Source organism: Modicisalibacter sp. 'Wilcox' (genome assembly GCF_010993675.1).
Lineage (GTDB): Bacteria > Pseudomonadota > Gammaproteobacteria > Pseudomonadales > Halomonadaceae > Modicisalibacter > Modicisalibacter tunisiensis.
In genome coordinates, this window is sequence record NZ_WNXF01000001.1 from 176,216 (window position 1) to 189,638 (window position 13,423).

Sequence of the window (13,423 nt, forward strand, 5' to 3'; positions counted from 1 at the left end):
CCGACACCACGGGTGGCGACAAGGTACCACAAAGCCGCGCGAGGGCGCAGGCCGAAGCGCGCCGGCCCGCCGTCGATGCCGATTCCTGCGGCGCTCAGCCGCTCGCGGCGGCCGGCACGAAACGCAGCGCCAGGCCGTTGTTGCACCAGCGCAGCCCGGTGGGCTCGGGGCCGTCCTCGAAGACATGGCCCTGATGCCCGCCACAGCGGGCGCAGTGGTATTCGGTACGCGGAAGCAGCAGCACGAAGTCGAGCCGGGTCAGCAGATGCCCCTCGACATGGTCGAAGAAACTCGGCCAGCCGGTGCCCGAGTCATACTTCATGGCGCTGGTGAACAGCGTCAGGTCGCAGCCGGCGCAGCGATACTCGCCGCGGCGCTTCTCGGCGTTGAGGGGGCTGCTGCCCGCCGGTTCGGTGTCCGCCTCGCGCAGCACCTGGAACTGCGCCTCGCTGAGGCGCTTGCGCCACGCCTGCTCGTCGAGCGACAGCGGCTCGACATCGGCGCCACGCTTCAGGTCCAGCACGGGACGCGCCAGCGCCCAGCCCGGCAGCAGCCCCGCCAGCCCGCCGGCGCCCAGCAGGCCCAGAAAATGTCGTCGTTGCATGACGTCCCTCCGCTCGTTGTTCGCCACGTCACCTTCAGCATACGCCGGCCCCGCCATCGCGGATGCAGCGGGGCCGGAAACGCCGAGGGCGCGTCATCTGACGCGCCCTCGGCGAGGTCGTTGGCGAACCGACGCGGGGCTCAGTTGAGCGACGGGCCCGCGGCGATGATCGCCTCGTCGACGCCGGCGAACTTCTTGAAGTTCTCGACGAACTTGGCCACCAGTTCCTGACGCTGACGATCGTAGGCGGCGGGGTCTCCCCAGGTCTCGCGCGGGTCGAGCAGCCGCGAGTCGACACCCGGCACCGCGACGGGGACGTCCAGGTTGAGGCCGTCGACGCGACGGGTTTCCACGTCCTTGAGCGCCCCGGACTGGACGGCGCTGATGATGCCGCGGGTGGTGGGAATGCTGAAGCGGCTGCCGCCCTGGCCGTAGCTGCCGCCGGTCCAGCCGGTGTTGACCAGGTAGACCCGCGAGCCGAAGGCCTCGATGCGCTTGATCAGCAGGTCGGCGTATTCGCGGGCCGGCCGCGGGAAGAACGGCGCGCCAAAGCAGGTCGAGAAGGTTGCTTCCAGGCCGGCCGAGGAGCCCATCTCGGTGGAGCCCACCTTGGCGGTGTAGCCGGACAGGAAGTGGTAGGCCGCGGCTTCCTTGGAGAGCACCGACACCGGCGGCAGCACGCCGCTCATGTCGCAGGTCAGGAAGATGATGGCACTCGGCTCGCCGGCGCGGTTCTCCTCGACCCGCTTGTCGATGTGCTCGAGCGGGTAGGCGGCGCGGGAGTTCTGGGTCAGGCTGTCGTCGGCGTAGTCCGGCGCCCGGCGATCGTCGAGCACCACGTTCTCGAGCACCGCACCGAAGCGGATCGCCTGCCAGATCACCGGCTCGTTCTTCTCGGACAGGTCGATGCACTTGGCGTAGCAGCCACCCTCGATGTTGAACACCGTGCCTTCGCCCCAGCCGTGCTCGTCGTCGCCGATCAGGTAGCGCGCCGGATCGGCGGACAGGGTGGTCTTGCCGGTGCCGGAGAGGCCGAAGAACAGCGTGGTCTCGCCGTCCTCGCCGACGTTGGCGCTGCAGTGCATGGGCAGCACGTCCTTCTCGGGCAACAGGAAGTTCTGCACCGAGAACATCGCCTTCTTCATCTCGCCGGCATAGCGCATGCCCGCGAGCAGCACGCGCCGGCGCGCGAAGTTGATGACCACCGCGCCGTCGGAGTTGGTGCCGTCGCGCGACGGATCACAGGTGAAGTGCGGCGCGTTGAGAATCGTCCACTCGTTCTTGCCCTTGGGATTGAAGGCCTCGGGGCGCACGAACAGGTTGCGGGCGAAGAGGTTGTGCCAGGCGGTCTCGGTGGTCACGCGGATCGGCAGGTAGTGCTCGGGGTCCGCACCGACATGCAGTTCGGCAACATAGCTGCTGCCCTCGGCCAGGTAATCCTCGACGCGCTCCCAGAGGGCATCGAAACGCTCGGCATCGAAGGGACGGTTCACGCTTCCCCAGTCGATCAGGTCGGCGGTGGACGGCTCGTCGACGATGAAGCGGTCCGCCGGGGAACGGCCGGTGCGCTCGCCGGTGTTGACGACCAGGGCGCCGTTCGTGGCAAGGCGCCCTTCGCCGTCGGCAACGGCACGTTCGATGAGTTCGGCGGCGCAGAGGTTGGTGTGCACGCTCGCGCGTCGCGCCGTCGGCTGGGCAGCAGCGGAATTCGTAGTCATGGGGTGTCCTGGGCCTCGAGGGCCGATTCTCTCTCGTTAGCCAAAAAAGCGACCGCGCATCACGGGCGTTTGCCGCCTCTTGTCCGGGAGTGATGCACGAGCCGTTACATTATGATGGCAAACCGCCTCGATCGGCAAAACGCCGTGGGGCGGTGTCAATGCATGGTCGGCGAACCGGCATCCGGGGACTCGATCAGCGACTCGATCTCGGCCGCCGAGAAATGATAGCGGGTGTGGCAGAAGTGGCACTGGGTATCCACCGCCTTCTGCTCGGCGAGGATGTCGCGCAGCTCCTCGGCTCCCAGGCCGAGCAGCGCCCGGGCGATGCGCTCGCGGGAGCAGGTGCAGCCGAAATGCAGCGGCTTGGGATCGAAGACCCGCGTCGTCTCCTCGTGATAGAGGCGATAGAGCAGATCGCGCTGCGCCAGGCCCAGCAGCTCGTCGCCGCGCACCGTGCTCGCCAGGTGCACCAGGCGGTCCCAGGCATCGGGATCGTGATTACGGGAATCGTCGGGCAGCTGCTGGAGCAGCAGCCCCCCGGCACGCTGCCCGTCGGCCGCCAGCCACAGCCGGGTGGCCAGCTGCTCGGAGCGGGCGAAGTAGTCCTCGAGACAGCCGGCAAGGGTGTCGGCCTCGATCGCCACGATGCCCTGATAGCGATTGCCCTCGCGCGGGTCCAGGGTGATCACGATCTGGCCGTCGCCGACCAGCTCGGCGAAGGTGGCGGAATCCGCCGGCAGGGCCGCCTCGTCGTCGAGCCGGGCGATGGCCCGCAGCTCGCCACCCGGATTGGACTCGGCCATCAGCAGGCGCAGCGCCCCCTGGCCGCGCACCTCGAGGCTCAGAGTGCCGTCGAGCTTGACCGTCTCGGTGAGCAGCGCCACCGCCGCCAGCATCTCGCCGAGCTGACGGGCCACCACCGGCGGGTAGGCATGGCGGTCGAGGACTTCGGCGTAGGCGCTCTCGAGCGAGACGATCTCGCCACGCACATTGGTATCGTCAAACAGGAATCGCTGAATCTGGTCGGACATGAGTCGCTCGGCAACGGGGATAACGGGAAGACGGGAAAGACGGGAAAGACGGCATCACTGATCGTCGGGACGCTGACGCTGGAAGCGCTGGATCTCGCGGCGTCCGCGCTTGTCGGGGCGCCCGCGGGGCGCCTGCATGACCTGATTGGCCAGGCGCCGCTGCTCGGCCTCGCGTTCGCGACGCGCCTGGCTCTCGGGCGTCTCGCGATAGAGTTCGCGGGCCTCCGGCGCGCCACGCCGCTGGTCGGAGACGGCGAGCACTTCCACCTCCCACTGGTCCCAGCCCTGGGGCACCTTCACCCGGGCGCCCGGCGTGATCAGCTTGCTGGTCTTGACGCGCGCGCCATCGACCTGGACCTTGCCCCCCTCGATGGCCTTCTTGGCCAGACCACGGGTCTTGAAGAAGCGCGCGGCCCACAGCCACTTGTCGATACGTACGGCGGATTCTGGCATGGCGTCTACATGGGGGCGTCACGGTCGGGCAACAAGGCCGCGAAACGGTCGAGGGCGATGAATGTTTCCAGTTCGCGCTCCGGACGCCGACTGTCGGGCTGCTTGATGCCCAGCAGGTGGCGGATGCCGAATTCGCGGGCGCTTTCCAGCACGGCCGGGTTGTCGTCGATGAACAGCGTGCGCTGCGGGTCGAAGGGCTCGACTTCCTGAAGGGCGAACCAGAAGGCCTGCTCCTCCTTGGGCACGCCGAGATCCGCCGACGAGACGATGGCGTCCAGGTAGGCCTCGAGCCCGGTCAGCGGCAGCTTGAGCGACAGGCTGGCCCGGTCGGCGTTGGTCGCCAGCACCACGCGCGGATGCGCCGAGCGCAGCCAGGCCAGGAAGTCCAGGGCATCGCTGCGCAGGCCGATCAGGTGCTGTACCTCACGCTTGAGGGCGAGAATGTCGACGCCCAGCTCGCGTTCCCAGTAGGCCAGGCTGTACCAGTCGAGCGTGCCCTGCTCGCGCAGGATGCGCTCGCGCACGACCTCCTGGGTCGCCTCATCCAGATGATGCAGCTCGACATAGCGGCGCGGCAGGTGCTCAAGCCAGAAATGGCTGTCGAAGTGCAGGTCGAGCAGCGTCCCGTCCATGTCGAGCAGGACGGTGTCGATGTCGCGCCAGTCGATCATTGGCCAGAAGCTCCGCGGCGGTGGTAAAAGACACCTGTCATTGTACGGGATCCCCCCGCATCACGCACGGAGGCACCATGTCATCGAATACCCCCGTCAAGCCGAGCATCCTGGCCCGGGAGGATGTCGCCCACAGCGAGCTTTTCGCCATCGAGCGGCTCGAGCTGCGCTTCTCCAACGGCGCCGAACGCACCTTCGAGCGGCTCAAGGGACGCGGCCGCCCGGCGGTCATGATCATCGCCATGCCCGACCCCGATCACGTGCTGCTGATCCAGGAGTACGCCGCCGGCTTCGAGGAGTACGCCCTCACGCTCCCCAAGGGGCTGGTCGACCCCGGCGAGGACATCATCACCGCCGGCAATCGGGAACTGATGGAGGAATGCGGCATGGGCGCCCGGCGCATCGAACCGCTCGTCGAGCTGTCGCTGGCGCCCAACTACATGAACCATCGCATGCAGGTACTGCTGGCCACCGACCTCTACGAGAAGCGCCTGCCCGGCGACGAGCCCGAGCCCCTGCGAGTCGAGACGCACGCCCTCGAGTCCCTGCCCGCCCTGCTCGCCCGCGAGGACTTTCACGAAGCCAGGGCCATCGCCGCGCTGTTCATCGCTCGCGAGACGCTCCGCGCCGAACGCGACAGCGAGTCCTGGTGGTGATTCGCCTTTTGCCAAGCAATGGTTGGTTGTCTAGCTTTAAATGGCAGACAGGACCCGCCGGTACCGAGCTCCACAGGGAGCGACAGCCCCAGGCCCTGCCTACCGGCGACCCTCCGACATCCACATCACGACCGAGCACTGGAGCACCGAAGTCTCCCATGCTCGTCATTCAGCCGGCGGCGAGTCGCTGAAAATGAATGCTGGAAACACGCAAGGAGGTAGGTCCTCATGCAAGGCATTAAAGGATTGACCCTGACTTCTGCGCTGCTGGCCACCCTGCTGGCCTTCTCCGGCGCCTCGCTGGCTCAGGAAGCCAACGAGCTCGCCCCCGACAGCGGCGTCAATTCGGGTATCGAGGGTCACGACACGTATCCCCAGAAGGCCGAGGAACAGGCGGAGTCGACCGGCATCCAGACCGGTGACAACTCGGCGATGCAGGACAAGGGCAGCGAACTGGCCCCCGCCAGTGGCGTCGATGCCACCGAGGACAGGCCGGGAAACACTGCTCACGAGAGCGATGCCACGTCCTACAGCAATCCGGAAATCGTCAAGGACAAGGGCACCCACAACAAGGATTGAAAAGGTCGTCCCGGACTGGTTTCTATCCCTGCGTCACCAACGGCTCAGCGACACACGAAAACCTCGGCTCCCGCCGAGGTTTTTTTGGCTCATCGCCGGCCAAGCCCTCGCCACGCCCCGACTCCATGCCAACGCTCTCCCGATAATCGCCTGCTCCCGCCTGCCGCGACGTCGCGCCGCTGGCGCCGGAACCATCGAGCAGCGCAGCCGGCAATCCCCCGTCAGGAAGGCTCTGGCCCGGAGCATGGCCCAGGGACTTGATATACCGGTTCACAAGCCTGTCAGCCGAACATGGAAATAAATAAACCAGCATCGCTATCAAAAAAACCAACTTGTCAACTATTGGTCAGCGTTACATGCTGAGAGCATCAGGCAGCCCCTCCCCATGCCACCTCGAGTCGACTGCCATGACGACTCTCGAGGCTCACGGCACTACCCCCGTCCCCCTCGATCCATCACGAACTCCCACATCCTGACGGGAGGCAACCCATGAAAACCACCCAGACACTCTCATTCGGGTCCCTCGTGCTCATCGGCCTTCTGGCCGCTTCCGGAACGGCGCTGGCCAGCAGCATCGCCTCCGATCACGGCCTCGATAACGGGCAACGAGTGACAGCCACGCCACTGAATGACGCCGGCATCAACCTGGCCTCTCGCCGGGCCCCGGCTCCCGGCATCTCGCTGGCTCCCGGCGCCGGCATCGACGCCCTCGAGTACCGCGCATCGGCAGCCGTGCTGGTGGATACCCGCACCAACTATCGGGGCATGGCACCGCTGAACTCCGCCGCCGGGATCGACGCCCTCGGGCAGCGCGGCCAATAATCACCGTGCCGGCGAGGACACACCGGCTCCCCGGACCGGGAGCCGGCTGTGCAGGCCGACTGTCGCCGCGAGCAGGCATGCGCGCCGGCTTCCTCTGACCAGCTGCCCGTTTGCCGAGCAACGATTCATTGGCTAGCTTGTCGATGAAGCATGGCTCATCAAACCGGCCATTACTTTACATGGATTATTTTCATGTCTAGGGTATGTACAGGATGTGAGACACAGGAATGACCGTCGCACATTGCCGAAATTCCACACGCAACCCAAGCATGCATGGAGGTGTGTTAATGAAGAGCGTGAAAGGACTGTCGCTGACCTCGGCCCTGCTGGCTTCGATGCTGGTACTATCCGGCACTGCCGTGGCGGATACCACCGTGGCACCCGACAAGGGCGTCGATGCCGGTGTCGAGGGCCACAATGTACCTCCGCAGAAGCCCGAGGAGCAGACGGAAGCGGCAAAGATCAAGGGCACTACGGACCAGGACGGCGCCGCCGGGACCAATGAGCTTGCCAAGGATGAGGGCGTCGATACCTACGAGGATCGCCCGTCGGATTCCGGCGCCACGGACGTCGACAAGCAGACCAACTACAGCGACAGCAGCGTGGTCAAGGACAAGGGGGTCGATGCCAAGGATGATCGCATCGGCGATGACACGCCCTGACCCCGTGCCGCACGCACCCTCCGATTCACGATCGGACGGCGTCACGACAAAAGCCCCGCTTCAGAGCGGGGCTTTTTACGTCTCGTCGGCACTATCCGGACCCGGAGCCCGGCAGCCGGCGTTTATACGCCGCTGTCCAGACCGCTGTCGCTGACCAGCGGCTCGACCTCGAAGGAGGTACGAGGCATGGAATGCTGGCTCCGGGTGGTGCGCACCTGGATGGCCTCGACGCCGGAACCCGAGGCGAGATCGCTCACTACGGTGACGACATCGCCGTCATGACCCAGCTTGATACCGGAGTGGTAGGTTGCCTGGACGGGAAACTGCGGCGGCACCTGATGGCCATGATCCAGGCCGCTGTCGGGCGCGATCGTGCTGGCTTGGCCGGCCAGCGCGGCACCGGAAGCCGCCAGAGTGGAAACCAGCAGGACAGACGCGAGGGAAACCGGATTGATGCGTTTCATGTTCGAACCTCCTCATGGAAGACGTGGCTATTGACCACGGAGTGACCCGACATTCAAGCGGCATGGGCCGAGCAGCGGGTTTCCATGTGTCACGGGACTTGGCGCTTGTGGCGCCGCGTCGATGACAATAATATTACTACGCTAACAATTTCCTTGCAATATATATTACAGGCTAATGTTAACCCGGCAATCAAAACCGCTCCCTTCCAGCATGAAAAACCCCGGCCGGAGCCGGGGTCGGAGGGAAGCATGCGCATGACAGGCATCAGTGTCTCGGGGCGTTCTTTTCCTTGAGACGTACCCAGCGTTGCTGACGCGCGCTGTCGAGCCCCGTCTCGAGCAACTGCATTACCGCCAGTGCTTCATCCACCGGCACCGGGTTGTCGCCCTCGCCCAGCAGGGCATCGCGCACGCCCTGATAGTAGGCCAGGTAATCGCCGGGCAGCGTCGGATGCTCGCGCTCCCCCAGACGGCCATCCTCCGCGGCCAGCGTCAGTCGTCCGTTCCGCGTGTCCTCGCCCCACCGGGGTGCCGGTGTCTCGCCCTGCTTGAGCCGGCCCTCCTGCGGATCCAGCCCGTACTTGACGTAACTGCCCTGCGTACCGTGGATGACGAAACGCGGCGATTCGGCGGCGACCAGCGCCGAGGCATGCAGGCTCACACGCTTGTCCTCGTAGTCGAGCAGCGCCAGGAAGTCATCGTCGACCTGAGCGCCGTCGCGGCGCATGGCCAGGTCGAGCAGGATCGCCCGGGGCAGACCGAACAGCTGGTGGACCTGATCGAGCAGGTGCGGCCCCAGGTCGTACCAGATGCCGCCCCCGGGCTTGGCCTGCTCCCGCCAGCGCTGGCGAACCTCGGGACGGAAACGGTCGAAGCGCGACTCGAAATGCACGACCCGACCCAGTGCCTTGTCGGCCAGCAGTTCGCGCACGGTCAGGAAGTCACTGTCCCAGCGACGATTGTGGAACACCGACAGCAGCCGGCCGGCCTGCTCGGCCAGCGAGCGCAGCTGCCGCGCTTCGCTCAGGGTCACCGTGAACGGCTTGTCGACCACCACATGCTTGCCGGCGGCGAGCGCGGCCTTGGCCAGCGGAAAGTGGCTCTCGTTGGGCGTCGGGATCACCACCAGATCCACGTCGCTCCGCGCGAACAGGGCCTGCGGCGAGTCCGCCACCGCCACCGAGGGCAGACCGCGATGGACCTTGGCGGCATCACTCGAGGACACCGCGATCAGCTCGAGCCCCGGTGTGGCCTGGATCAGCGGCACATGAAAGGTCTGGCTGGCGAACCCGTAACCAACGACCCCGACGTTGAACGATTCCTTCATGGCATCTCCTTGCTGACAGCAATCCCCATGCCCACATGAACGGGCGAAGCTCTTGCCGTGATGACTGTCAAGAACGTGGTCGACATCGTTACCTCGACCTTCGTCGCATCAACCATACTGTGGCGTGAAGTTCAGCATTCCGCGAGGAAGGAGGAAACGACGATGTGTTATTCCGAGGACAGCCTGGAATGGCTGGAAGTTTGGTATGTCATCGAGTGCGAACTGGAGCTTCTGCGTGAAGCGGCCGAGGCCGAGGCAGAGGTGCCGGAAGCTGCCTGACGCACCGCGGCAGGCCCATCGCCTGCCCGCGATCATCGAGGCCCGCGGCGACTCCGCGGGCCTCGTCCTTGAGGGGCAGCGTCAAGCAATCGCGCCCGCTCAGTCGAGCTTGCTCAGATCCCGCACGGCCCCCTTGTCGGCGGAAGTGGCCAGCAGCGCATAGGCCTTGAGCGCCGTGGAGACCTTGCGCAGGCGCTGGATGCTCGGCTTCCAGGCGTCACTGCCGCGGCCCTCCTGGGCCTGGCGACGCGCTTCGAGTTCGGCGTCGGAGAGCTTAACGTCGATGCGGCGGCCGGGAATGTCGATGCGGATGATGTCGCCGCTCTCCACCAGGCCGATGGCGCCGCCGGCGGCCGCTTCCGGCGAGACGTGCCCGATCGACAGCCCCGAGGTGCCGCCCGAGAAGCGACCGTCGGTGAGCAGCGCGCAGGCCTTGCCCAGCCCCTTCGACTTGAGATACGAGGTCGGATAGAGCATCTCCTGCATGCCGGGGCCACCCTTCGGGCCCTCGTAGCGGATCACCACCACCTCGCCTTCCTTCACCTGGCCGCCGAGGATGTGCTCCACGGCCTGGTCCTGGGATTCGACCACGTGCGCCGGCCCCTCGAAGACCAGGATCGAGTCGTCGACGCCGGCGGTCTTCACCACGCAGCCGTCACGGGCGATGTTGCCCTTGAGCACCGCCAGGCCGCCTTCGGTCGAGAAGGCGTGTTCCCGGTCGCGGATGCAGCCGCTCGCACGGTCGCCATCGAGGCTCGGCCAGCGCGCCGACTGCGAGAAGGCCTCCTGGGTGGGCACGCCGCCCGGCCCGGCCTTGAAGAACTCGACCACCTCCGGGCTCGGCGAGCGCATGATATCCCACGCTTCGAGCGCCTCGGCCAGGCTGTCGCCATAGACCGTCGGCACCGACGTGTTGAGCACCCCGGCACGATCGAGTTCGCCAAGGATGCCCATGATCCCGCCGGCGCGGTGGCAATCCTCGATGTGGTACTGCTGGGTGTTGGGCGCCAGCTTGCACAGCTGCGGCACCTCGCGGGAAAGCTTGTCGATGTCGGCCATGCCGAAGTCGACCTCGGCCTCCTGGGCGGCCGCCAGCAGGTGCAGGATGGTATTGGTGGAACCGCCCATGGCGATGTCCAGGGTCATGGCGTTCTTGAAGGCATCCTTGGAGCCGATCGCGCGCGGCAGCAGGTGCGCCTCGTTGCCTTCGTAGTAGCGCTTGGCCAGCTCGACGATGCGACTGCCGGCCTGCTCGAACAGCCGTCGGCGATCGCTGTGGGTGGCCAGCACGGTGCCGTTGCCCGGCAGCGCCAGGCCCAGCGCCTCGGTCAGGCAGTTCATCGAGTTGGCGGTGAACATCCCCGAGCAACTGCCACAGGTCGGACAGGCGCTGCGCTCGATCTCGGCGATCTCCTCGTCGCTGTACTTGTCATCCGCGGCGGAGACCATGGCGTCGATCAGGTCGAGGCCGTGATCCAGCAGCTTGGTCTTGCCCGCCTCCATCGGCCCGCCGGAGACGAAGATCGTCGGGACGTTGAGGCGCATCGCCGCCATCAGCATTCCCGGGGTGATCTTGTCGCAGTTGGAGATGCACACCAGCGCGTCGGCACAATGCGCGTTGACCATGTACTCGACGCTGTCGGCGATGATGTCGCGACTCGGCAGCGAATAGAGCATGCCGTCATGGCCCATGGCGATGCCGTCGTCGACGGCGATGGTATTGAACTCCTTGGCCACGCCGCCGGCCTTCTCGATCTCGCGGGCCACCAGCTGCCCCATGTCCTTGAGGTGGACGTGGCCGGGCACGAACTGGGTGAACGAGTTGGCCACCGCGATGATCGGCTTGTGGAAGTCATCGTCCTTCATCCCGGTGGCGCGCCACAGGGCGCGGGCACCGGCCATGTTGCGACCGGCGGTGGTGGTGCGTGAGCGATACTCGGGCATGGGGTTTCCTCGAAAAGGGCGAGCCGTCTTGGCCGACGCCATCGCATCGGCGCTGACGGTCTGTGGTGTCTGTCCAGCGAGCTCCCGATTCTGTCAGATCGCCGCGGAATCGACCAGTCGCCCGCCCTGCAGCCCACAGCAGCGATCCGCCAGGGCGCGGATGTCCTCACTGTCGTGGCTGACCAGCAGCACGGCGACCCCTCGCCGGCGCTGCTCGCGCACCAGCTCCCAGAGCTGATGCCGGTTGTCGGCGTCCAGTCCGCTGAACGGCTCGTCGAGCAGCAGCAGCGGGCGTTCGCGCAGCAGGGCCCGCAGCAACGCCACGCGCTGGCACTGCCCGCCGGACAACGCCTCCGGCAGACGGTCCTGCAATCCCTCGAGCCCGACCCGCGCCAGCCCGTCGCGAATGCGTCGGTGGGCGGCGGCATCCAGGCGCAGATCCGGCGCCAGGCCCAGGCCGACGTTGATCCACACCGGCAGATGGGCGAACAGGTTGTCCTCCTGGAAGACCGTGGTCAGCGAGCGCTCCCACGGCGGCAGGTCACGCCAAGCGCGTCCCGACCAGCCCAGCCAGCCCGATGCCGGCTCGAGAAAGCCGGCGATCAGGCTCAGCAGGGTACTCTTGCCGCACCCGGACGGCCCCTGCACGGCCAGGCATTCACCGGGCGCCAGCCGCAGCGAGAAGTCGAAATCCGGCGTCTCGCCAGGGTCGGCACGATCGTAGTGGAATTGCAGGTCGCGACACTCGAGCATCATCGACCCCGCATCACGGCAGGGGCTCGCGACTGCGATCCGGCATCGCCCACAGGGCGGCGAGCGACAGCAGCGCCGCGACCGACAGGTAACAACCGGGCGAGACCACCAGCCCGCTGGCCGAGACCAGCCACGTGGCGATCATCGGCGCGCTGCCGCCGGCAATGCCCAGGCCCAGATTGTAGGCCAGCGAATAGCCGGTCAACCGATCGGCGGCGGGGAACAGCTCGACGAACATGGCCGGCGCCGCCCCCAGCGGAATCGCGATCAGCAGCGCGAACACCAATTGGGCGACGATCAGGCCCATGGCGTTGCTCGCCGCCAGCCACATCAGCCCCACCCCCAGTACCGCCGTCATGGCGAAGGCCAGCATGAGCAACGTGCGCCGGCGTAGCCAATGGTCGGAAAGCCAGCCGCTCAAGGTGATGAACGGCAGGGCCACGAGGATACCCAGCGCGTTGATGCGCAGCGCCAGGCCGTCATCGAGACCACCGAACTGGCTGGCATAGGTCGGCAGGTAAACCAGCGGAATGTAGAAGAAGACGCCGTACCCCGAGGCGAAGAGGATGGCCAGCAGCGTTTCGCGGCGATTGCGGGTCAACGCCTCGTGTAGCGGCGAGTCGTCGACGTGGGTCCGCTCATGGTGTGCCATGTGAGGCGTGTCGGACAGGCGGCGCACATAGAGAAAGGCGAGAATGCCGACCGCCCCGCCCGCCACGAAAGGCACACGCCAGCCCCAGGCAACGAGCTCTGCGGCGCTCAACGTGCTGGTGATCGCCGCAGCCAGCGCCGAACCGAGCAGCGTGCCCACCAGACTGCCGAAATTCGCCCAGCTACCGGCCAACCCCCGCCGCGAGCGCGGCGCGGTCTCCACCATGTAGGTCACCGAGCCGCTGAACTCGCCGCCCACCGACAGCCCCTGGATGAGGCGCACCAGAATCAGCAGCACCGCGGCCCAGGGGCCAAGCGTCTCGGCGCTGGGCAGCAGGCCGAGCAGAAAGGTTGCCAGGCCCATGGTGACGATCGACAGGCGCAGCACGGCGGCCCTGCCCCAGCGATCGCCGATGAAGCCGAACACCACGCCACCGAGCGGACGCATGACGAAGCCCACGGAAAACACGCCGAAGGTGGCGATCAGCGAGACGAACCGGTTGTCGGCGGGAAAGAACAGTTGCGCAATGACCGGAGCGAAGAAGCCATAGAGCGCGAAGTCGTACCACTCCATGACGTTGCCGATGGCGCCGCCGATCAGCGTCTTCGGCGTATGACGCAGGAAACTCATCGGCTCGCGGCGTTCCCGACCGACGATCACATCGCTTGGCATCTCCCCCTCCCCGTTCATTGGCGGCCAACCCCTGGCGCTCATGCCGTCGCGACAACGGCCCCGCGCGGTGCTGAAGAACTATGCACTTGATTCGCACTCTAATCAAGTCGGCAGCGGTCGCTCCCGACCAGAAACG

The 13,423-nt window shown here is 66.5% G+C and carries 15 protein-coding genes; 5 read left to right on the top strand and 10 right to left on the bottom strand.

The annotated features are described in order from the left end of the window. Nucleotides 1-94 precede the first annotated feature (94 nt). The 5 genes from msrB to yrfG all read right to left on the bottom strand — a co-directional run bounded on the left by msrB (nucleotide 95) and on the right by yrfG (nucleotide 4,477). Nucleotides 95-604, bottom strand: coding sequence for a peptide-methionine (R)-S-oxide reductase MsrB (gene msrB, locus G7A98_RS00775; RefSeq protein WP_163647576.1), 510 nt, complete (start codon nucleotides 602-604; stop codon nucleotides 95-97). A gap of 140 nt (nucleotides 605-744) precedes the next feature. Further along, nucleotides 745-2,322 (bottom strand): phosphoenolpyruvate carboxykinase, encoded by a 1,578-nt coding sequence (locus G7A98_RS00780; RefSeq protein WP_163647577.1) that lies wholly within the window; start codon nucleotides 2,320-2,322, stop codon nucleotides 745-747. 155 nt (nucleotides 2,323-2,477) lie between these two features. After that, nucleotides 2,478-3,353, bottom strand: a complete 876-nt coding sequence (gene hslO / locus G7A98_RS00785) for an Hsp33 family molecular chaperone HslO (protein WP_163647578.1) — start codon at nucleotides 3,351-3,353, stop codon at nucleotides 2,478-2,480. A gap of 54 nt (nucleotides 3,354-3,407) precedes the next feature. Next, entirely contained in the window at nucleotides 3,408-3,806 is a 399-nt protein-coding gene (locus G7A98_RS00790; RefSeq protein ID WP_163647579.1) for a S4 domain-containing protein, read from the bottom strand. A 5-nt stretch (nucleotides 3,807-3,811) separates the two neighbouring features. Next, complete coding sequence (gene yrfG / locus G7A98_RS00795) at nucleotides 3,812-4,477, bottom strand: GMP/IMP nucleotidase (RefSeq protein ID WP_163647580.1); 666 nt, start codon at nucleotides 4,475-4,477, stop codon at nucleotides 3,812-3,814. Between the two features lie 77 nt (nucleotides 4,478-4,554). Between yrfG and nudE the strand changes: the two genes are divergently transcribed. The 4 genes from nudE to G7A98_RS00815 all read left to right on the top strand — a co-directional run bounded on the left by nudE (nucleotide 4,555) and on the right by G7A98_RS00815 (nucleotide 7,196). Next, a complete protein-coding gene (gene nudE / locus G7A98_RS00800) occupies nucleotides 4,555-5,133 on the top strand; it encodes an ADP compounds hydrolase NudE (RefSeq protein ID WP_163647581.1) in 579 nt (192 codons plus the stop codon). Between the two features lie 228 nt (nucleotides 5,134-5,361). Further along, a complete protein-coding gene (locus tag G7A98_RS00805; protein WP_163647582.1) occupies nucleotides 5,362-5,712 on the top strand; it encodes a hypothetical protein in 351 nt (116 codons plus the stop codon). A gap of 489 nt (nucleotides 5,713-6,201) precedes the next feature. Beyond that, complete coding sequence (locus tag G7A98_RS00810) at nucleotides 6,202-6,534, top strand: hypothetical protein (RefSeq protein ID WP_163647583.1); 333 nt, start codon at nucleotides 6,202-6,204, stop codon at nucleotides 6,532-6,534. A gap of 287 nt (nucleotides 6,535-6,821) precedes the next feature. Further along, nucleotides 6,822-7,196, top strand: a complete 375-nt coding sequence (locus G7A98_RS00815) for a hypothetical protein (RefSeq protein ID WP_163647584.1) — start codon at nucleotides 6,822-6,824, stop codon at nucleotides 7,194-7,196. Nucleotides 7,197-7,318: 122 nt separating this feature from the next. Here the strand turns inward: G7A98_RS00815 and G7A98_RS00820 are convergent, their stop codons facing one another. After that, the gene (locus G7A98_RS00820) at nucleotides 7,319-7,660 is read right to left on the bottom strand and encodes a hypothetical protein (protein ID WP_163647585.1); all 342 of its coding nucleotides are present in this window, start codon (nucleotides 7,658-7,660) and stop codon (nucleotides 7,319-7,321) included. A 265-nt stretch (nucleotides 7,661-7,925) separates the two neighbouring features. Then, nucleotides 7,926-8,987: an oxidoreductase gene (locus G7A98_RS00825; RefSeq protein WP_163647586.1), complete on the bottom strand. Its 1,062-nt coding sequence runs from the start codon at nucleotides 8,985-8,987 to the stop codon at nucleotides 7,926-7,928. Between the two features lie 57 nt (nucleotides 8,988-9,044). On the opposite strand from G7A98_RS00825, the gene G7A98_RS00830 reads away from it, so the two are divergent. Then, complete coding sequence (locus G7A98_RS00830; RefSeq protein WP_163647587.1) at nucleotides 9,045-9,266, top strand: hypothetical protein; 222 nt, start codon at nucleotides 9,045-9,047, stop codon at nucleotides 9,264-9,266. A 99-nt stretch (nucleotides 9,267-9,365) separates the two neighbouring features. Here the strand turns inward: G7A98_RS00830 and ilvD are convergent, their stop codons facing one another. The 3 genes from ilvD to G7A98_RS00845 all read right to left on the bottom strand — a co-directional run bounded on the left by ilvD (nucleotide 9,366) and on the right by G7A98_RS00845 (nucleotide 13,287). Continuing rightward, a complete protein-coding gene (ilvD, locus tag G7A98_RS00835; protein ID WP_163647588.1) occupies nucleotides 9,366-11,210 on the bottom strand; it encodes a dihydroxy-acid dehydratase in 1,845 nt (614 codons plus the stop codon). A 93-nt stretch (nucleotides 11,211-11,303) separates the two neighbouring features. Continuing rightward, nucleotides 11,304-11,966, bottom strand: a complete 663-nt coding sequence (locus G7A98_RS00840; protein ID WP_240464642.1) for an ATP-binding cassette domain-containing protein — start codon at nucleotides 11,964-11,966, stop codon at nucleotides 11,304-11,306. Between the two features lie 10 nt (nucleotides 11,967-11,976). Next, the gene (locus G7A98_RS00845) at nucleotides 11,977-13,287 is read right to left on the bottom strand and encodes an MFS transporter (protein ID WP_205596180.1); all 1,311 of its coding nucleotides are present in this window, start codon (nucleotides 13,285-13,287) and stop codon (nucleotides 11,977-11,979) included. Nucleotides 13,288-13,423: the final 136 nt, after the last annotated feature.